The 20645-nt window shown below is 46.6% G+C and carries 11 protein-coding genes; 5 read left to right on the top strand and 6 right to left on the bottom strand.

All coding sequences use genetic code 11. From position 1 onward, the window contains the following. Positions 1 to 14: 14 nt before the first annotated feature. The 4 genes from N2K84_RS05510 (at position 15) to N2K84_RS05495 (ending at position 6447) form a co-directional block, all read left to right on the top strand. Complete coding sequence (locus N2K84_RS05510; protein ID WP_282590785.1) at positions 15 to 1124, top strand: outer membrane protein assembly factor BamB family protein; 1110 nt, start codon at positions 15 to 17, stop codon at positions 1122 to 1124. Positions 1125 to 1242: 118 nt separating this feature from the next. After that, the gene (locus N2K84_RS05505; protein ID WP_282590784.1) at positions 1243 to 2529 is read left to right on the top strand and encodes a glycosyltransferase family 4 protein; all 1287 of its coding nucleotides are present in this window, start codon (positions 1243 to 1245) and stop codon (positions 2527 to 2529) included. A 10-nt stretch (positions 2530 to 2539) separates the two neighbouring features. After that, a complete protein-coding gene (locus N2K84_RS05500) occupies positions 2540 to 3220 on the top strand; it encodes an ABC transporter ATP-binding protein (protein ID WP_282590783.1) in 681 nt (226 codons plus the stop codon). Then, positions 3217 to 6447: an ABC transporter permease gene (locus tag N2K84_RS05495; RefSeq protein ID WP_282590782.1), complete on the top strand. Its 3231-nt coding sequence runs from the start codon at positions 3217 to 3219 to the stop codon at positions 6445 to 6447. Before N2K84_RS05500 ends, N2K84_RS05495 begins: the two co-directional genes overlap by 4 nt. Before the next feature lie 67 nt (positions 6448 to 6514). On the opposite strand, the gene N2K84_RS05490 is transcribed toward N2K84_RS05495, so the two are convergent. The 4 genes from N2K84_RS05490 to N2K84_RS05475 all read right to left on the bottom strand — a co-directional run bounded on the left by N2K84_RS05490 (position 6515) and on the right by N2K84_RS05475 (position 14816). Beyond that, a complete protein-coding gene (locus N2K84_RS05490) occupies positions 6515 to 8116 on the bottom strand; it encodes a DUF5123 domain-containing protein (protein WP_282590781.1) in 1602 nt (533 codons plus the stop codon). 64 nt (positions 8117 to 8180) lie between these two features. Continuing rightward, positions 8181 to 10043, bottom strand: a complete 1863-nt coding sequence (locus tag N2K84_RS05485; RefSeq protein WP_282590780.1) for a RagB/SusD family nutrient uptake outer membrane protein — start codon at positions 10041 to 10043, stop codon at positions 8181 to 8183. An 11-nt stretch (positions 10044 to 10054) separates the two neighbouring features. Next, entirely contained in the window at positions 10055 to 13279 is a 3225-nt protein-coding gene (locus N2K84_RS05480; protein ID WP_282590779.1) for a SusC/RagA family TonB-linked outer membrane protein, read from the bottom strand. A 154-nt stretch (positions 13280 to 13433) separates the two neighbouring features. Further along, positions 13434 to 14816, bottom strand: a complete 1383-nt coding sequence (locus N2K84_RS05475) for a pectate lyase family protein (RefSeq protein ID WP_282590778.1) — start codon at positions 14814 to 14816, stop codon at positions 13434 to 13436. A gap of 937 nt (positions 14817 to 15753) precedes the next feature. Between N2K84_RS05475 and N2K84_RS05470 the strand changes: the two genes are divergently transcribed. Next, the gene (locus tag N2K84_RS05470; RefSeq protein WP_282590777.1) at positions 15754 to 17904 is read left to right on the top strand and encodes an alpha-glucuronidase family glycosyl hydrolase; all 2151 of its coding nucleotides are present in this window, start codon (positions 15754 to 15756) and stop codon (positions 17902 to 17904) included. Between the two features lie 203 nt (positions 17905 to 18107). Here the strand turns inward: N2K84_RS05470 and N2K84_RS05465 are convergent, their stop codons facing one another. Both N2K84_RS05465 and N2K84_RS05460 read right to left on the bottom strand, forming a co-directional pair. Beyond that, a complete protein-coding gene (locus tag N2K84_RS05465; protein WP_282590776.1) occupies positions 18108 to 18365 on the bottom strand; it encodes a hypothetical protein in 258 nt (85 codons plus the stop codon). 216 nt (positions 18366 to 18581) lie between these two features. Continuing rightward, a complete protein-coding gene (locus N2K84_RS05460) occupies positions 18582 to 20411 on the bottom strand; it encodes a sodium:solute symporter family protein (protein WP_282590775.1) in 1830 nt (609 codons plus the stop codon). Positions 20412 to 20645: the final 234 nt, after the last annotated feature.

Here is a 20645-nt window from a genome sequence, read left to right as displayed (position 1 = left end):
AAAACAAGATCCAAATGAAAAAAGACACCATAATACTGTTTCTTTTACTACTCGCAAATTCGCTGTTCGCACAAAGCGAATGGCCCGTCTTTCGCGGCAACAGGCAACTGACAGGGGCTATCCATGCAACCTTGCCCGATCAGTTGAAACTGCTGACCTCCTTCCAAACCGGTGACGACATTAAAGCTTCGCCTGTTGTGAAAGGCGCCCTGGTGTATTGCGGATCGACAGATGGTTTTTTTTACGCCTTCAACCTGAATGGTCAGCTGAAATGGAAGTTTGACGCTGAAAACAGCATCGAAGCGCCTGCCATTCTGCTGGACGGTAAAGTCATCTTTGGTTCGTTGGACGGATGGCTGTTCTGTCTGAATCAGACCGACGGGACACTGGTGTGGAAATACAAAACCGACAACCAAATCATCGGTTCGGCCAATTGGAACAATATGGATGGAAAAACGGTGCTGGCAGTGGGCAGCTACGACTATTTTCTGCACGGAGTAGATCTGGCCGCTGGCAAAAACCTGTGGAAGTACGAATCGGACAATTTTATCAATGGGGCGCCAGCGCTCTACAAAAACACAGTGGTGTTTGGAGGCTGCGATGGTTTTTTGCACCTCGTTGATTTAAAAACCGGTCGGTTGACGAAAAAAATTGAATTGTCAACATATGTGGCTTCATCGCCTGCTATTGTTGGAAATGAAGCCTACATCGGTGATTACGAGGGTCAATTGTTTGCTGTCGATTTGGAGGCTGGAAAAATTAAATGGACCTACAACAATCCGGATAAAAACCTCCCGTTTATTGCTTCTCCAGCGGTTTCCGGGGATTTTATTGTTTTGGGGAACGAAGACCGGAATCTTTATTGTTTCAACCGGCTCAACGGAAAACCTGTTTGGAACAAACGTTTATCAAACCGGATCAATTCTTCGTCTGTTATAGTTGGTGATAAAATCATTACCGCCACGATGGATGGCATGATTTACATGCACCGTCTGAAAACCGGCGAAGAGCTCTGGAGATATGAAATTGGCAGCCAAATTGCCAGCTCACCGGCAGTTTGCGCTGGAAAAGTAATCATCGGGGCCAACGACGGACGAATCTATATTTTTGGGAGCCTCCCCTAACCCCTCAAAGGAGGGGAATGTTGGAGGAATTTGTTGTTGTTTTATGCTATAACGATATATAATTCAGCCATTAATGTAATTTTCTTCTCTTCTGTTGGAAAAATTGGAGGATGTTTTTATGAAAATCGCACACATTATACCGGGTTCAGGCGGCAGTTTTTATTGCGGAAACTGCCTTCGCGACAGCAAATACATGAAAGCATTGCAGGATCTGGGCAAGCAAGTGGTGAAAGTTCCCATGTACCTGCCCTTATTTGAAGATGCCCATGATTTAAATGAAGTGCCTGTATTTTACGGGGCTGTGGATATTTACTTAAAGCAACGCTTCCCTGTTTTTAGGCATATGCCAGCATTTGTGGACAAGATGCTGAACTCGAAGACGGTGTTGAACCTGGCCGCCCAAAATGCAGGATCAACCCGTGCCAAGGGGCTTGAAGAAATGACCGTTTCGATGTTGCTGGGCGAGGACGGCTTGCAAAAAGATGAACTGGAGCGCTTGGTCGATTGGTTGAAAAATGAAGCCAAGCCGGATGTCGTTCACTTATCGAATGCCCTGCTATTGGGACTGGCCCGGCGTATCAAGCAAAAAATAGGCATTCCGGTGGTATGCTCACTGCAGGACGAAGACGTGTGGGTGGACGTGATGAGCGACCTGCATCGCGACGAGGTTTGGGAGTTGATGCAGGAGCGGGCTCGCGAGGTGGACGCGTTTGTGGCTGTGAGCCAATTTTATGCCGATGATATGCAAAAACGACTTCACTTGAAAAAAGAACAGTTGTTTGTCAACCACATTGGCGTGGATGCCGCCGATTACGAAGTGAAGGATATTCGAGAAAAGGAACCCATGATTGGTTTTATCTCGCGCATGTGCGAAGAAAACGGTCTGGGTATTTTGGTCGATGCCTTTATCCATTTGAAGGAAGAGGAACATTTCCGGCACGTGAAACTGAAAATTACCGGTGGAAAAACCAATGACGATACGGCTTTTATTAAAGAACAAAAACAAAAAATTGCAGCGGCCAAGCTGGAACAGGATGTCCTTTGGGTAGAGGAATTTGAAGGGCCCTCACGCCAGGATTTTTTTAACTCGGTGGCCGTGTTGTCGGTGCCTGTTCTGAATGGCGAAGCTTTTGGCCTTTATCAGCTCGAAGCACTGGCATCTGGCATTCCGCTGGTCCAGCCCGAACTGGGCGCTTTCCCTGAGGTGGTGGGGTTATCGGAAGGCGGTATTATTTATCACCCAAACAGCGCTAAAAAACTGGCCAAAGCCTGGAAAAGCATTATTCTGGAAAAAGATAAATTGGCAGAACTGAGTGAAAAAGGCCTGGCAGGTGTGAAAGCCCGCTTCGATATTCATAAACAAGCGGAAAAACTGGTGAAAATATATGAAAAGGTAGCCCCCTAAATATTTTATTATGCTTGAAGTAAAAGCGTTAACAAAAAGTTTTCTTTCCGGTTCGGGCGAAAAACGCATCATCCTGGATCAGCTTGAATTAACTGTTCGCGAAGGCGAAAGTGTGGCCATTGTCGGGCCCTCCGGCTCGGGAAAAACCACTTTGCTCAATATGCTGGGGGCATTGGACAAACCTGAATCGGGGGAAATATTACTAGATAGCGAACCGGTTTTTAACAAAAATGAAAAAGAATTGGCCGAATTTCGTAACCGGTCGATCGGTTTTGTATTTCAACTTCATCACTTGCTTCCTCAGTTGAATTTGGAGGAAAATGTGTTGTTGCCCGTGATGGCCCAACAAAAAAAAGTTAACGAGAATCAGCAAGAGCGGGCTGACATGTTAATTAAAAAGCTTGGTATAGGATCGCTGAAAGGGCAGAAGCCTGGCCAGCTTTCCGGCGGTGAGTGTCAGCGCACCGCGGTGGCCCGCGCCTTGATCAACCAACCCAAAATTCTGCTGGCCGACGAGCCTACCGGTGCGCTTGATCAGCATTCGGCGGAACAGCTGGCTGATTTATTGCTTCAACTCAACAAAGAAGAACAAGTGAGTCTGATTGTGGTAACGCACTCTATGGCTTTAGCCGCTAAAATGGACAAAATCTATCAACTTATTGATGGCAAACTGAAACTCGCTGCGTCATGATTATTTTCCGGTACGCCCTGAAATCACTGATTCATTTTTGGAAACTCAACCTGACGATCATTCTGGGTGTGGCGCTTAGTACGGCTATTTTACTCGGTGCTTTCATCATCGGCGATTCGGTTTCGTTCAGTTTAAAACAGATTACCCTCCAACGTTTGGGAAATGCCACATGGGTGATAACTGCCGGTGAGCGGCTTTTTCGGGAAGAACTGGCTGCAGAATTGGCGTCGGAAGATGCTCAAACTACCCCGCTTTTGTTTGCCAACGGGATGGCAGTTTTGGATGGCGGCCGGGCGCGGGCAAACCAGCTGCAGGTTTGGGGTGTGACAGCCGGTTTTGACTACTTTGCAGGAACAGACAGTTTGTATAAATTAGCAGGCAATGAAGCCGTCATTAATCAGCAACTATCTGATATTCTTGGCGTTGTAGTTGGCGGTGAGCTGCTGTTGCGCGTCAATAAACTGAGTACTTTTCCCGCCAACACGCCTTTTGTATCAGCCGATGAAAGCACGGTTTCTTTTCGGGTGAAGGTAAAAGCCATCGCAACAGCTGAGGAAACAGGCAATTTCAACCTGCAGAATATCCAGTCGTCCCCCAAAAATATTTTCATTTCCATCGATTTGCTAAATCGGCAGATGCAGCTTTCAGACAAGGCCAACATCGTGCTGACAGATTGGAAAGGAAACGACCGGAACGAATTGCTGAAATGCCTTTCAACCAATTGGCAACTAAACGACATAAACCTGCAAGTACGTGAAAATGAAGCACTGAATTATACCGAGCTGGTTTCCGACCGGGTTTTTATCGAACCTTCGGTGACTAAGCAGGCATTGAGTATAGAAAACAGCTATCCGGTTTTATCTTATTTCGTCAATCAAATTCAACTGAAAAACCGGCTGACGCCTTATTCGTTTGTGGCCGGATTATCGAATGAAAACAGCTCACTGGTGGACAATGGGATAATAATAACAAACTGGCTGGCTGATGATTTAGGTGCAGAGCTTGGAGATTCACTTCAGCTTAATTATTTTGAGGTTGGGCCGCTCCGCCAATTGGTTGAAAAGACAGCTTGGTTCAGTGTGGCCGGAATTGTAGAGATGCTGGGACCTTATGCTGATGTCAACCTGATGCCCGATATTCCCGGTTTGTCTGACGCCGGGCATTGCAGCGACTGGGAAACCGGTGTGCCGGTCGATCTGTCGAAGATACGCCAGAAAGATGAGGATTACTGGAACGAATATAAAGGAACACCCAAAGCGTTTGTAAACTTGCAGACTGCCCAGCGTTTATGGGGCAACCGTTTCGGGTTGGCAACAGCCATCAGGGTGGAAGGGCTGAGGTCTGCTGATTTTGAAAATCAGCTATTAAAGGGACTAGTCCCCCTTGATGTTGGCTTCCAGGTTAAAGATGCCCGCTCGGAAGGGTTGCAGGCCGCCGGACAGGGAGTGGATTTTGGCGAACTGTTTATCGGGCTGAGCTTTTTTGTACTCTTTGCAGCTCTGTTGCTGGCGTATCTAATGTTTTTGTTGTATCTGAACTTCCGTCGTGCAGAGATCGGTACCTTGCATGCCCTTGGTTTTGCCGCAACAAAGATACGCCGCCTGTTTTTTGTCGAAGCCTTATTTTTGGTGATCGTTGGCGCCGGTCTGGGTTTGCCCCTCGGCTTGGCTTACAACAGCCTGATTCTGGACGCCATCAACACCATTTGGCGCGAGATTGTGCGTACCACTATCCTGCATATTCACGTAACTGCCGCAGCTATTGTTCAGGCCGTAGCGATTGTTTCGGCCATCAGCCTGGCCAGTGTGTGGCTGATTTTACGAAACTATGCGAACCGGCAAATTGTACAGGTTCAGCATGTGCAGGAACAAAAGACGAAACCCGGTAAATGGTCGCTCCTCACCGGCACCGCCTTAGTTTCGCTTTCTACCCTGCTGTTGCTGATCGAGGGAATTGGTCGCGAAATCAATCCGCTAATCTTTTACATCAGTGGATTTGGATTGTTGCCCGGATTGATTTTGCTGGTGAATATTGGTTTTGTCCGGTTTGCCAATTTGGGTGCGAAGGGCCTGTCGTACCGTCATTTTTTGTTTTTATTGATGATGGAAGACCGCCGCCGCAATATGCTGGTCATCAGCTTTCTTTCGGTAGGTGTTTTCCTGGTACTTTCCACCGGGATGAACCGGAAGGATTTGACTGCCCATGCCGAACGGCCATCATCAGGAACTGGTGGTTTCACCTTCTTTGCAGAAACAAGCTTTCCGGTGTTACATGATTTGAATAGCGCAGAAGGTCGTTTTGAAGTGGGTGTGGAGGAACTACAGGCTGATTTTGTGCAGTTTCAGGCGGTGCCGGGTGACGATGCCAGCTGTCTGAACCTGAACCGGGTGAGCCGTCCGCGACTGTTGGGTTTCGATCCATCCTCGCTGGATAAACGGCAGGCGTTTTCATTTACCACAAAAACGGACGAGTTGGATGCGGAACATCCCTGGTTGTCGCTCAACAAACTTTTGCCAAACGGACAAATACCAGCCATTGCTGATCAAACGGTAATTAAATGGGGGCTCGGCAAGTCGGTGGGCGATACGCTGGTCTATCAGAACGAAGCCGGTGAACCGGTCGTGTTGAAATTGATCGGGGGATTGGCTAACTCCGTTTTTCAGGGAAACATCCTGATTGGTGACAGTCTGTTTTACGCTAATTTCCCGTCGGTGAGTGGATCACAGGTATTTTTAATTCAAGCACCGGAACTGGAAGAAGAAGCTCTTCGCTCGGCCTTTCGGAACTATGGTTTGGAGCTTACCACAGCTAAAGAACGCCTGTTGTTGTTCTATCAAATCGAAAACACATACTTGAATATCTTCTTGATGCTTGGCGCTTTAGGGCTGCTAATCGGAACAATCGGTTTGGGTATTATTATTTTTCGTAGCATCTTTGAGAAGCAGTCCCAATATGCCCTGCTGGAGGCTATTGGTTTCCGGAGAAATGTGATTAGGAGAATGGTTCTTCGTGGTAATTTATTTCTGGTTGTGTTGTCTCTTTGCATCGGATTGATACCTGCCGTGCTGGCTGCTTTGCCCAGCCTCCTTTCCTCGTTATATGCCGGATTGTTGTACTGGAGTTTGTTCATCTTTTGGGTTGTACTTGCCAATGCCTGGTTATGGGTATTTATTGGCAATCGCCTGGCTATGAAATCCAATTTATACGAAGCTCTTCGGAATGAATAGGGTACAAGGAAAACAAAAAAAACTGCCCCCGAAGGAGCAGTTTTGAACTAGTTAGAACTTTTATTTTTTATTGAAATCTCCAGCGAGGATCACCTGCCGAACTCTTTCCATCAAAAAGTTCGTCTTTGATGGTGAAATCGCCGTTGGCCGGATCGGCAAACAAGTCGGTTGAAAGTCCCAGATAGTCGATTAAACCACTGATGGAACTTCCGCCTAATACAAAGTCGGAAGTTGCAAAGGTGTTCGTGACAACCGGAGCGCTTGCTGCGCGGATACCACGAGCGTTATCATCCGCTGTATCGCCAAAGATACTGTTGGTGATTTTAAATTCGCTTGTTGGTCCATAACTGGTGCTCATATCGATGAAGTAACGACCTGAAGCCAATACATTATTGAACGTACAGTCTGAAATAACCAGGCTCTCGTTATTGGAATTCGTATGCATGATCATGCGCATGATGTTGTGGAAGGTCGAGTTGGTGATGCTGATATTCGCCATCTGACAGGTACTGACATTTGAATTGATGAAGTAGTATGAATCCGGCATGTTGTAAACCAGGCAGTTGTCGATTTTAACCAACCCAATATATTTGTTGCTTCCACTACCCTGTAAGCGGAGCGGTGTTCTGCCGAGGTCGCGGATCAAACAGTTGGAGAATTCAATTGATCCAACTGTTGCTTCATCCGATTGGTTGAATAGGTAGTCGTACACAGCTCCTGTGGGAACACCATTTTCGTAAACCATCCCTGTTACATCCAGGTTGATGAATTTGATGTACTCGTGGTTGGTCCCCATGTTAATTTGCTTGATGTTCAGAATAGCTTTTGTATCCCCGGGCAAGCCGAAGAAGTTGAAAGCCACATCAGTCGGCAACTGCAACGTTTCGCTGAAGTTATAATAGGTACCCGCCGGGAAGGCAAAGGTTACCGACGAAACAGTCAGCGTATCGAAGGTCTCCTGAGTAAGCACATCAGTTGCCTCCATCATAAACAGCAGGTCGGCGTCGGGCACATCCGGATAAGTGGTGAACGTAGCCGAACCTCTTTGTTTGGTACCATTCAGCAATACGGCAGTATAGCTGGTTTCCGGCGACAGACCAGTTACTTTCAAGCTTCCGGCAGCCATCGTTTCGGCGCTGATAGCCAAATTCATCACTTCAGTGCCATCTCCGTCCAAAATCTGAAGATTGGTAACGGTAGCGCCGGCTGTCCAGCGTAGGTTAACGCTGCGGCTCATGATATCACCCGGTAAAACGGGTTCCATGATTTGCTCGGCACGGGTATTAAAATACAATTCACTCCAGGCCGATGAAGGTTTGCTGGCATCTGCAGAGATAGCTTGCACTCGGATGGAGTATGGGCTGTTACTTTCCAGATTCTGTAGTGTAAATTGGTTGGCAGTTGTGTCCAAGGTGGCTACAATGCTTTCGAACACCAGGCTGTCCTGGCTCAACTCCACTAAATAGTAAGCCGATCCGGGAATGGCTACAAAGTTTACATCGGCGGTGGTGGCAGTAACACCCGTTACGGCCAGGTTTGCCGGGCGGAACATGCGGCTGTACGAGCTGTCCACGTCCCAATCATTTTTGTCAACACAGGCATTGAACAGCAGGAGTCCGGCCAGGGTCGCAAAAATCAGACGGATATTTATTGTCTTTTTGAAATTCATTTTTTAAAAGTTTAAGGGGGCATTTGTGTTTCGCCAGCGAAACACAAATGCCCGGTTGATTGATTTAGAAATTGTACGAATTCTGAATTGTCCCGTTTGACTGGGTTACAATTTCCTGATAAATCGGGAACAGGTGACGGTTGGGAACTTCAGCATCCAAACCTGAGCTGAACTTCTCAACAGTTTCCAGGTAAATATCTTTATTGGTATCCGAGAAACCAGTCATCCAGCCAATCGGATCGGCATAGCCGCTGATGATATCATTGCCTTTGTCTTCGTAAAAGTTCACTTCGTTTTCGTTGATGGTTTCTTCGTCATCGTTGTATTTCACAAAGATGGCTTGCGGAATGGTAATTTCCTGACCCAGTTCATTCGTCAGGGTACCTTCGTTAATCATGCTGCGGAAACCTTCGCGCTGTTTTTCGATTTTCGCGCCCAACAGGTTCCAGCGAATCAGGTCATATTTGCGGATCCCTTCGCCACCAAACTCGAACATGCGTTCGTTCACAATGGCATTGAAGAATTCTTCTTTGCTACCCAAATTATTGACGTAAGCTTCAACCTTAACAGCCTGGTCGGCTTCGGCAAAGGCGCGGCTGCGAACTGCTTTCATGGCATCTTTTGCGGCTTGCGTGGGGCCGTTCAGTTCGTTTTCGGCTTCGGCAAACATAAGCAGGATGTCGGAGTAGCGCATCATCACCCAGTTAATCCCTGAACCGATTTTTGATGTAGCAGGAAGGTTAATGTTTTTAAATTCCTCGCTCATCCAGCGCTGATCGTATTTGGCGATGGTCCAGAAGAACGGGTTGCTTACGAAAGTTTCTTTCGGAACATTCTTGTCGTCGGGACGATATTCGTAACATGCAACCGACACGTCGCGGCGCAAGTCGGCCTGATCGAACTGGTAGAAGTAATATGGGGTGGTTGATACCACGTTGGCGTTGTTGCCATAGCCATATTTCGTGTTTGTACGGAAACGGACACCAATAGAATAACCAACTTCGCTACTGCGTGAAAGTCCCATTGCTACTTCAAACAGGTTTTCGTACGACGACAGGTCCAAATCCAGGGCACAAAGCTTCTTAAATACATCTACATAGTTGGTGTTAAGTTTGTGCGGGCCTTCGTTGATTACTTTGGCGGTGGCATCGCGAGCGATCTGGTAATAGTATTCGTGGTTGTCGCCACGCTCGGTAGGGAAGCCTTCTTTATTACGGATGGAATAACCACCTCGCCACAAAGCCATTCTTGCCTGCAAACCAAGTGCAAAGCCTTTGCTCATCCTTTCAGGGGTGGTTCCCCAGTCCATTATCTCGGCTGCTGTTGCCAGGTCTTCGATCATGTATTCCAGGATTTCGTCGCGATCGGCAACAGCCGGGTAAAAGTTTGAACCATCCGAAAGCGTTGGATCCAATTTAAAAGGAACATCACCCCAATGACGGACCAGCTCAAAGTAGAACAAGGCACGAAGAGTCAAAGCTTCTCCATAGTAGTTTTGCATGGCCTTTTTGGTGTCTTCATTGGTATAGGCAGCACTTTGCGGAATTTCCGCAATGGCCAGGTTGGCGCGTTCAATGGCTTTGTACAGCGCTTTCCAGGTACGGTCGAGATGGCCCGACCAGCTGGGAGTTGCCGTGTAATTACTGATCCCACGGTTACCTTGTTGGTTGAAAGAGTTGCGGTCGGCGCCAACGATTTCGATATCTGAGTTTTCACTGTACATCAGTGCCATGCGCGACGAATACATTTCGTCGAGGGTCATCACCGAGTAAATACCCATGATGGCAGAGTTGGTATAAGCCGGCGTGGAGAATACCACGTCGCTGGTGTATTCTGAATCGGAAGTCTGCTCCAGGAAATCGGTACACGACGCGAAGCCCAGAGTCAGAACGGCTAAAATTGCTATTAGAAATTTATTTTTCATCATTGTGCTTGTAATTAGAATGATAAGTTAACACCAAAAACATACTGGCGGCTGCGCGGATAAGCGGAGTAATCAACCGAAGGAGTCAGCGGAGTGCTTCTGCGGGTATCCACTTCCGGGTCGAAACCGGTATAGTTTGTCCAGATGGCCAGGTTGTACCCGGTGAAATAGAAACGAAGTGTTCCTTTGTTTTCGCCGGCATTCCAGCTCAGAGGCAGGGTATAACCTACGGTAACATTGTTCAAACGCAGGAACGAACCATCTTCGATGGCATATGAATGAAGGGCTGTCGTGGTGTGCAAAGGCATCCACATTTTTTTACCTTCGTTCAGGCTTTGCAACAGGGCCGGGTCGGCATTGTTTCCACTGTAAATGTTCAGGCCGGTTGCCGGGTCAATGGTGGTGAAACGGTTTTCCAGCGACATGTCAGTAATCAGGTTCTGATACTTACGCGACAACAGCAAGCTGGTATAGTCGAGCTTGTTGGCATTGTAAACCTCGTTTCCGTACGACCAGTTGAAGAAGGTAGAGAAATCGAAGTTTTTGTAACGCCCCGAAATGTTAAAACCACCGGTATGGATGGGTTGGGCCGATCCGAGTATGGTTTTGTCTTTTTCATCAATCACAAAGTCGCCATTCAAATCTTTGAATTTCAAAGCACCAGGGCCGAAATAAGCGCCGGCCGAAGTCAGTGAACTGTTGCTGGCCACTTCCTCATTAATTTTCCAGGTATTGGTTGCATTGTCAAACGTAAAATCATCAAACGAGTACATGCCTTCGGTTACATAACCGTACATTTGGCCCACTTCTTCGCCTTGACGGACAATGTAGTCGGAGGTTGGGGCAGCCGATCCGTTCCAGCCCGAAGAGTACGTTTTGAAGTTCTCAGCTCCATTCGAGAATTTGTCCACCTTATTTTTGTTGAAAGTGATATTGAACGATGCATTCAACGAGAAGTCTTTCTTTTCAACCAATACCGCATCTACTACCAATTCGATACCGCGGTTCGAAGTTTGTCCCACGTTCATCATCTGCGTGGAGTAACCTGTACTTTCCGGCACAGGCTGGTCAATTAGCAGGTCCACCGTGCGGTTGTAATAAGCATCCAACGACCCGTTAATGCGGCCGTCGAACAGACCGTAATCGATTCCAAGGTTTGCCGTATGGGTGGTTTCCCATTTCAGGTCGGTGTTGGCCAGCGATGAGCTGGGGATCAGCTGTGAGGCTTCGCTTTCGTTCGGGAAATAAGGCTTGTTCTCATTTGAGGTACTGTAGCTGGTACGCCACAACCCGCTGCTAATGCGGTTGTTACCCGACGAACCATAGCTGGCACGCATTTTCAGGTTGTAGAGCCAGTCCGAGGTCGATTCCATGAATCCTTCCTGGTTCATTCGCCAACCAAAAGCCAGCGATGGGAAATACCCCCACTGATTTCCTTCGGCAAACTTACTGGAACCGTCTGCACGCATGGTCGCAGTGATCAGGTACTTGTCGTTAATCGAGTAATTAACGCGACCAAAGAAGGACGACAAGTTTTCATCAGCCGGAATGCTTGTGATGGTTGGGATCGCCGTCCCCAGGTTGAACATAGCCAGCACATCGGTGGCAGCCATACCATTCGGGAAGAAACGAGACTCATTGGTGATGCTTTTTGCCGAGTTGGAAGACATTTCCTGGCCAATCATCACCGTGATGTCCTGCCCGGGAGCGAATTTCTTTTTTTCGAATGTCAGCGTGTTGGCAAAACGCCAGTTTTCGCCATCGTAATTGTACACACGCCCAACCGGCTGTCCGGCATATTGCTTGGCGGTGCTGGTACCAGGACCCCAAACATAGTCAGTGCGGTTTTGGTTGAATGCATAACCCCATTCGGTGCGGAAAGTCAGGAGTTTGGTGATTTCCCAGTTCAGGGCAGCATTGAAGTTCATATTCAGCCTAAACTGTTTTTTGTATTCATCCAGTACCGACTCTACCGGGTCGAACAACAAGCTGGTTGCTTCGGGTGAGTTAATGTCGTCGTCGGCCAGGTCGCCTTGGCTGAATTCGCGCAAACCACGAGTGGGTGCATATTTCACCGCATTACGCAGTTTGGTGTTAGCCCCCGATTTGTCGGATGATGTACCGGCACCTTCAATAATAGTATGCGACATGCGGGTGTTGAAATCCAGCGAAACAGCATCGCTGATTTCGGTTCTAAGTTTGAAGTTCAGGTTGTTGCGTTCAAAGCCGGAGCCAATCATAATGGCTTCTTCGTCCGAGCGGGTTAAACTGAGGTTATATGTACTGGCCTTTGTTCCGCCGCTAACACCCAGGTTGTAGTATTGCTGCATAGCAGTGCGTCCAAACACTTCGTCTTGCCAGTCGGTACCTTCTACCGATCTGTAAATGTCCAGATCATCGTAAACCCCGTAGTATCCCTGAAAGGTGGACGACTGGTCAACTTCATACTGGTACATCACATACTCGTAAGGACTCAGCACCGGCAGCGATTTCACCCGCTGGCGTACACCTACATACGAATTGAAGTTTACGTTGATTTGTCCTTCTTTACCACCTTTGGTCGTAATCAGAATTACACCGTTTGCACCACGTGCACCATAAATGGCGGTTGATGAGGCATCTTTCAGCACCGTGATGTCCTGAATGTCGGTTGGCGGAATATTGCTGATTGAGCTTACCGGGAAGCCGTCAACAATGTAGAGAGGCGAGTTGTCCTGTGAGATGGAGCCGCCACCGCGTACGCGAATCTTCACCTCGGCATCGGGCGAACCTTCGGTAGTAATTACCTGCACCCCGGCCATACGTCCTGTAATGGCCTCCGAAGCTGAGCTTACCGGGATGTTCCGGAGCGCATCTGCATTTACAGTAGATACCGAACCGGTCAGGTCTTTCTTCTTCATGGTACCGTAACCTACGGCAACGATCTCTTCCACCATTTGTACCGAACTTGTCAAGTGTATTTCAATACCGGTGGTTTTTTGGGCCAGCGAAAATTCGGCTGTTTCGAACCCAATGCTGCTGATTTGCAGGGTTTGGCTGGCTGCGTTACTTACGTTGAGTACAAAATTACCGTCAAAATCGGTAGAGGCGCCGTTGGCGGTGCCTTTTACAATAACTGATGCTCCCGGCAGGGTTTCACCCTGATCGTCGTAAACGACTCCGGTTACCTGTGTGGTTTGGGCAAAAGCGCCAAACGAAACCAGGAACAACAGTAAAAGACTAAATAGCTTTTTATTCATAGGATAATTTTTAATTGATGCAGTTGGAATCAAATCTCTCATTACTGATCTGCTTAGGTGATTCAACTGACTAGTTTGTAATTGATTAATGATTAATTAACTGATTGATTAATTTTTGATTGTTTGTCTTCCATACACTCTATTTTCATTCTTCTTATTTCTGAATAGAATTTTTCCGGTTTGCCAACTGGTTTAGGTAAACTTCCAGGTTGGTATAACCACTTTTGTGGATTGCATTTCCGTCTTCCGAATCATTCGGATTGAGCTTGCTTTTCAACTCCCACGCATCGGGCATGCCGTCTTCGTCGGAATCCTGCGGAGCAGCGGCAGTTCTCAGCAACGGCCATCCGCCAACATCCTGCTGACTGTCGATAATACCGGCAATGTTTTCTTTACTGCCCGAATAAGTTGTGGTTCCGTTTTTTACTTCACCGACGATGCGCTGGTCAACTTCATCGCGGACGAGCGAAGCTCCGGCATGTTTTAAAACCTGCTTAAAAGCTTTTTTGGCCGGTTCATATTTCTGTTGACCGGCAATGGCAAATGGGGCAGGAGTCAGGATTTCGCTTACTTTACCATCATCTTTTAGATCTACTCCGAGGGAATTGTCTTTGATAATCTCCCGATTTCCTTCAACCACATTTCCGGCGATGTAGAATGAGCCGTATCCGTATGCTTCTGCATAGGCCTGAAAAAACTGATCAGTCCGTTTCGACTGTTTGCCTGGCTTGTAGTAATTGTTGACGATATTGAATTGTCCGGCCTCGCCGCCATAGCTGGCATGGTTGTACCAGTTGTAAACAACGTTGTTCGAAAAGTCAACGTTTCCGCGGTATTCGCTCATCTGCTCGGGCGAATCGTAAATGCCGGGATGATCGAAACGCGGATTCCGGCTGTTGTGGTGGGCCAGCAGGTTGTGGTGGAACGATGCATTTTTGCCGCCCCAAATGGCCCCGTACCCATGATTGCCTTTAGCGTGTACGGAGTGGTTTAAACTTTCGGAAAGGATGCACCATTGCATGGTAAAGTTTTCATTTCCGTAAAAGGAAGCAGATTCGTCGGTGCTCCAGCTCACGCTGCAATGGTCGATGATGATATTTTTGCGAAACTGCCCTTCCAAAGCGTCAGACTGCTGCCCGGTTTGGTCGCCCATGCGAAAACGCAGGTATCGGATGATTACATTGTCAGCATCAATTTTTACCGGGTAGTTTTTGATGGTGATTCCATCACCCGGGGCGGTTTGTCCGGCAATAGTCAGATCGTTGCTGCGGATGAGTAATTTCTTGGTCAGCTCAATGGTTCCTGAAACTTTGAAAACCACAATTCTGGGGTATTTGCGGGTAGCAGCCCATCTCAACGAGCCCTTTTCTCCATCGTCGCTCAGATTATTCACATATAGCACTTTGCCTCCACGGCCGCCTGGGGTGTACTTCCCGCCACCTTCAGCGCCTGGGAATGCTGGTGTAGACTGAGCGTTTACGGTGAATGAAAACAGTACCATCAGGAAAATACCTACAGCTTTTCGTGTTTGATTCATTGTTTGTGTTTGTTTATTATTAAGGGACATTGATGGATTATTTAGTTCAAATTTTTTGAGAAAAAGCACCTAATCCAACAGGATTTATTGAACGTGCCATATTAGTTCCGTCAACGTTAACGGAACTATTTAAAAAAAATGTAACGACTGAATCAAAGATGTTTATGATGTTTAGGCGAGCCGATGGACTTTCTTTCGAAAAAGATCGGTTCAGCGGCGGGAAAACTATTTTTCTTTTAATCTTCAACCATATTGATTGCAAAAATATTTTTCCGTTTGCGCAAACGGAACCCAGGTAAAAAAGGGGCTGTGAAAAGATATTCATGTACTGATCGTATGTCATAGTTTAGTTTTCTGAATGATTAAATAATCAAATTAGGAGCTTACGGTTTGTAAGCCATTGGAGTAGTTAAGTCGTTTTTTTAGGGACAGCAAAAATAGTATATTTCGAATATCTTCAAAATGATTTTGTCAGTTATACAAAAACGATCCAGTCAATGGGGGATTTTTTTAATGACAAGTATATCAATTTGTTAATGATTTTTAAATGGGTATAATGATTTGATCGCTAGGGCTTTTTTTCGTGTAAGGACGAAATATATACTAGTAATATTCTCTTTAGATAGTTGTTATTTAGAATAATTCCAAATATTCTTAAATCAACAAAAAATTACCTGTAAACATAACTTATTTGAGCCTTTTTGAGTTGTAGTAAAGTTCATTATAAATGATTTGTATGTGGTATTTGAACCTATGTTTATTTGTGCCTTATTGTTTATTTCAGAGAGAGAAGATTCCGGTAAATGAGGGATTTTATTTTGACGAAATAATGACAATCGCAATGCAAAAATGATCGTGTTAGTTGCAAATATAGTACTGGTCGCAACGCAACAATTCAGTTAGTTTTATATCCATTTCTAATTCATATTTCCATCTTATGAAATTCAATAAATATTACCTGTTTTGTTACCTGTTTTGCCTGCCCTTTTGGGTGATGGCAGAAGATGGGTCGGAATTGTGGCTCCGGTACGAAAAATTGCCCGAAAATGTAGCTTCAAATTATCAGAATCAGATCGAAACGTTGGCCATACTTGGCCAATCACAAACCTTGAATATAGCCTCGGATGAACTGCAACAGGCTTTTCTGGGCCTGACGGGCTGTTCCTTAAAAACGGATAGTAAATTTGGTGAACGCAGTATTATATTGTCTTTGGCAAGTAATAAATCGGTCAGTCAATTTTTTACAAAAGACGAGTTGCGGTCTGTTGGCGACGAAGGCTATTTATTAAGGACCATACCTGTTGGAAAAGGCTCGGCCATTCTGATTGCAGCCAACACCGATGCCGGAATACTTTATGGCACTTTTGAACTGATTCGCTTGCTTCAAACGGGTCAGCCAGTTTACGCGCTCGAAAAAATCGAGTCGCCCAAATACGATTTGCGCCTGCTGAACCACTGGGACAATCTGGATGGCACAGTGGAACGTGGTTATGCCGGCCATTCCATTTGGTGGAATTACCCGAAAAATGATGAAGTGGTCCTTCAGCGTTATGTGGATTATGCCCGTGCGAATGCCTCTGTGGGTATAAACGGAACGGTTTTGAACAATGTGAATGCTTCTCCGCAGGTTTTAACGGATGAATATATCCGCAAGTTTGCCAAAGTGGCTGACGTGCTGCGACCCTACCACTTGAAAGTGTACATGTCGGTGAATTTCTCGTCGCCAGTTGTGCTCGACGGTCTTGCTACTGCCGATCCGCTGAATGAAGAAGTGATAAAATGGTGGAAACAAAAGGCCGATGATATTTACGGGCTGATTCCGGATTTCGGTGGTTTTTTGGTGAAAGCAAACTCGGAAGGACAGCCAGGGCCGCAGGATTTTGGCCGCACCCATGCCGACGGCGCCAACATGTTGGCCGCAGCGCTTAAACCACATGGTGGGGTGGTGATGTGGCGCGCATTTGTATATTCGCCTTCGGATACCGACAGGGCCAAGCAGGCTTACAATGAATTTATGCCGTTTGATGGACAGTTTGCCGACAATGTGATCATCCAGGTGAAAAACGGGCCGGTAGATTTTCAGCCGAGAGAGCCGTTCAGCCCTTTGTTTGGCGCCATGCAGCAGACACCGGCGATGATTGAGTTTCAACTGACACAGGAATATCTGGGTTTTTCCAATCACCTGGCCTACCTGGCTCCCATGCAGAAAGAGTGCTTTGAAAGCGACACTTGGGGAAAAGGGAAAGAATCCACCGTGGCAAAAACAACGGATGGATCGCTTTTCGCATCAGAAAAATCAGCGATAGCTGCTGTCGCCAATATTGGCCGCGATACAAACTGGTGCGGCCATCAGTTTGCCCAAGCCAACTGGTACGCTTACGGTAGGCTTGCCTGGAACCATGAACTAGCCCTGGATGAACTGGCACGGGAATGGGTAAGAATGACTTTTACGCTGAAACCTGAGTTTGAACAATCGGTTGTCGATATCATGATGCGTTCGCGTGAGGCGGTGGTAAACTATATGACCCCGCTCGGCCTGCATCACCTGATGGGATGGAGCCATCACCACGGCCCCGAACCTTGGTGCGAAGTGCCCGGCGCACGCGAGGATTGGCTGCCTTCGTACTTTCATAAAGCCTCGGAAGATGGCATTGGGTTCGACCGTTCAGAAACCGGAAGTAAAGCAACGGAACAATATTTCTCACCTCTGAAAGAACTCTACAATAACAAGCAAACTTGTCCGGATGAACTCTTGCTGTGGTTTCATCATTTGCCATGGGACTACCGGATGAAATCGGGCAAAACGCTATGGGAAGAATTGTGCTATCATTATTATGCAGGTGTGGAAGAAACCCGTTTATTTCAGCAAAAGTGGGATGCCCTGGATGGAATAATTGACACGGAACGTTTTGCTCATGTACAGCAAAAATTGAAAATACAAACCACCGAAGCCATTTGGTGGCGCGATGCTTGTTTGTTGTATTTTCAAACGTTTTCGAAAATGCCAATTCCACTCGAACTCGAACGGCCAATACACGATCTGGATGAGCTGAAAAAAATCAAATTCGATATGACGCACCATAACTGATTGCGGGAAGCGGGAGAATAGAGATGAAAATACATTGAAAATGGAAGCATGCCACTTGGTGGTGTGCTTTCTTTTTTGAATGCAAGTGAAACCTCAGCATATAGGAACCGGGGTCAAATGGCGAAACATAATTTTTCGGGTAGAGCTGATTTTATCTTTGCGCCGCCTGGAAAGTAGGCCGTAGTCCTGAATACGGCTAGATGTTATTCAATTTTATCAATTGGATGAACAGGCTTGGGAGCGGTTAGCGGATTGGAACCGCTGGTGGATTGCGGGGCTTTTTCATCTTTGCCCGGTTCAAGGATCAGTTTGCTGGTATCATCGGGCTGCATTAGTTTTTGCTCGGCGGGAATGCTGATCCGCACGGTATCCATGTCCATTTTTTGGTTCATCTCGATGTTGTGGGTCATCTTTAATCCCAGCAAATAAAAGATGGAGGAGGAGAGTATGAATAATTTCATAGCGTGGTTGTAAAATTTCTATAAAAGTAAATCATCCAATCGATTTACTATAAAATTATCGGCCAAAACAGCTATTTTTTCGGCGAACGATTTTTGCCAATTGGACAAATGAACAGAAAATTTATTGCAAATTTCATGAAAAAAGACAGGCTATTGCAGAAAATGATTTCTATATGAGATTCATTTGCCGCTGTAACGATTCCCGGATTTTCGCGTTTAGCGTTCCGGCAGCCTGTCCCACCAGGTTTTTTTCAGGATTGCCCCGCAAATAACGGTAATGATCACTGTAAACCAGACTGGCAGGAAATCTTGCAGCACAATGTATATCGGCATGGCAACCAACGCTGTTTGTGCAATAGTGCCTATTAGCACGTTAAACATGTCGAGCTTAAAGTTTTTGTTGGGTAAAAACGCAGGATCTTCAACCATCACCTTTGCTTTAATTGGTCCCCAGAATCCCCAGGGACGCACGGAGCGGTAAAATTCTTTCAGCACCACTTCGTTGGTGGGCTTGGTGAGGAAAGTCCCGAGTAGTGCGCCTGCAACGGAGATGAGCAGCAGCCAGGGAAAATAGTACAGATCGAGCGTTCCGCTGAAAACATACGGAAAAATCAGGGCAGGGATCAACCCGGCCACCATCCCCCAGAAGTAGCCGTAGCCGTTGAAGCGCCACCAGTACCATTTCAACACGTTCGATACCACGTAGCTTCCATACAGGGCCGATACAATCCATTGCAACATGCTGTTTACGTTTTGGGCAAAAACACCAAAGATAATGCTGATGATTACCACGATAATTCCCGTGGCATAATTGATGTTTTTGATTTTATTGTTGGACGCTTCGGGGTTGACGTAGCGCAGGTAAATGTCGTTTACTACGTAGGCCTGTGCGGCATTCAGTGTACCGGCAAAGGTCGAGTTGAAGGCAGCGAGCAACCCGGCCAGCAATAACCCCATAAAGCCTACCGGAACAAACTGGGCAATGGACGAAGGTAGAATCTGTTCAAAATCAATCTTCCCGGCAACCATTAGGTTGAGCTTATCGAAATACAAAATGGCCAGCACGGCAAAACCGGCAATCATGAAGTACCGGATGGGCATGAGCACCACCGATACAAAGGCGCTCATCTTGGCAGCTTCTTTCGGCGTTTTGGTCGAAAGGATCTTCTGCATGTCGTAGGTAGGGGCCGGGCCTGCAATCGAAACCAACAATCCTTTAAATACCATCATCATAAAGAAGATGGTGAAGAGCGAATAGCCGTCGCTGGCAATCTTTTCGTTCACTTCGTCAATCAGGCCATGCCAGTCGAGCTCGTCGAGCCGCCAGCCAAAAAACGGACTGTGCCATCCTTCAGGGACCAGCAGTTGTTCAACGGTGAGGGCTTTCATGGCCAGAACACCAATCAGAATGGCAGAAACGGTCATGATGATGTATTGAAGCACATCAGCCCAAACGATACTGGTCATCCCACCCAACACGGCGTAAAATACAGCAAACAGCGTGAAAGTTATTCCATAGATGTGGGGCACGTAAGCTTCGGGAACAGTGAATGGAATGTATGGGGCCACCACGTCCCAGGGAATGAAGATCATGACGAATTTTCCGAGACCAATAAAACCGTAAGCCAGATAGCCCAAACACAGGATCAGTGCGAAAATAACGACCACCCCGTGCGAGAGGTTGCTGTCGCGCGTGCGGCCAAAGCGCGTATTGATCCATTCGGCGCCTGTAGTTACGTTAGATCGGCGCAGCCAAATACTCAGGAAAACCATCAGGAAGATTTGGTTGAACACCGGCCAAAGCCATGGAATCCAGATACTTTTCAAACCATAAACAAACAGAAGCGTGACCAGCCACATGGTGCCGGAAATGTCAAACATTCCGGAAGCATTTGATAAACCGAGCATGTACCAGGGTAACTTGTTTCCTCCAAGCAGGTAATTGGATTTGCTTTTTTGAGCTACTTTTTTAAGAACGAGGCCAATGACAACTGTGGATAATAGGTATAACGCAATGATTATAACGTCAATAATCGTCAGATTCATAAATTGTTGGTTTGTAAGAGGCTACTAAAATAGCAATTTATTGGACTTTGAATTCGCTGAAATTAGCTTTTTGTCTTCAAAAAGAATGAATACCTTTTTTCTCGATTTTCCGGCTTAGTTGCTAAATCGGCAAAATCCATTCAACAGCTCTGCTTTTATAGCTTCCCGCATCTTTTTGTAACTTTGGTTTCCGGATAGATTTTCACCAGCTGTAAATATTATAGGACTACGGAC

It is taken from the genome of Gaoshiqia sediminis, from assembly GCF_025907915.1.
GTDB classification, from domain to species: Bacteria; Bacteroidota; Bacteroidia; order Bacteroidales; family Prolixibacteraceae; genus Gaoshiqia; species Gaoshiqia sediminis.
The sequence above is the reverse complement of the archived record's forward strand: the minus strand, read 5'-3'. Positions and strand labels throughout refer to the sequence as shown.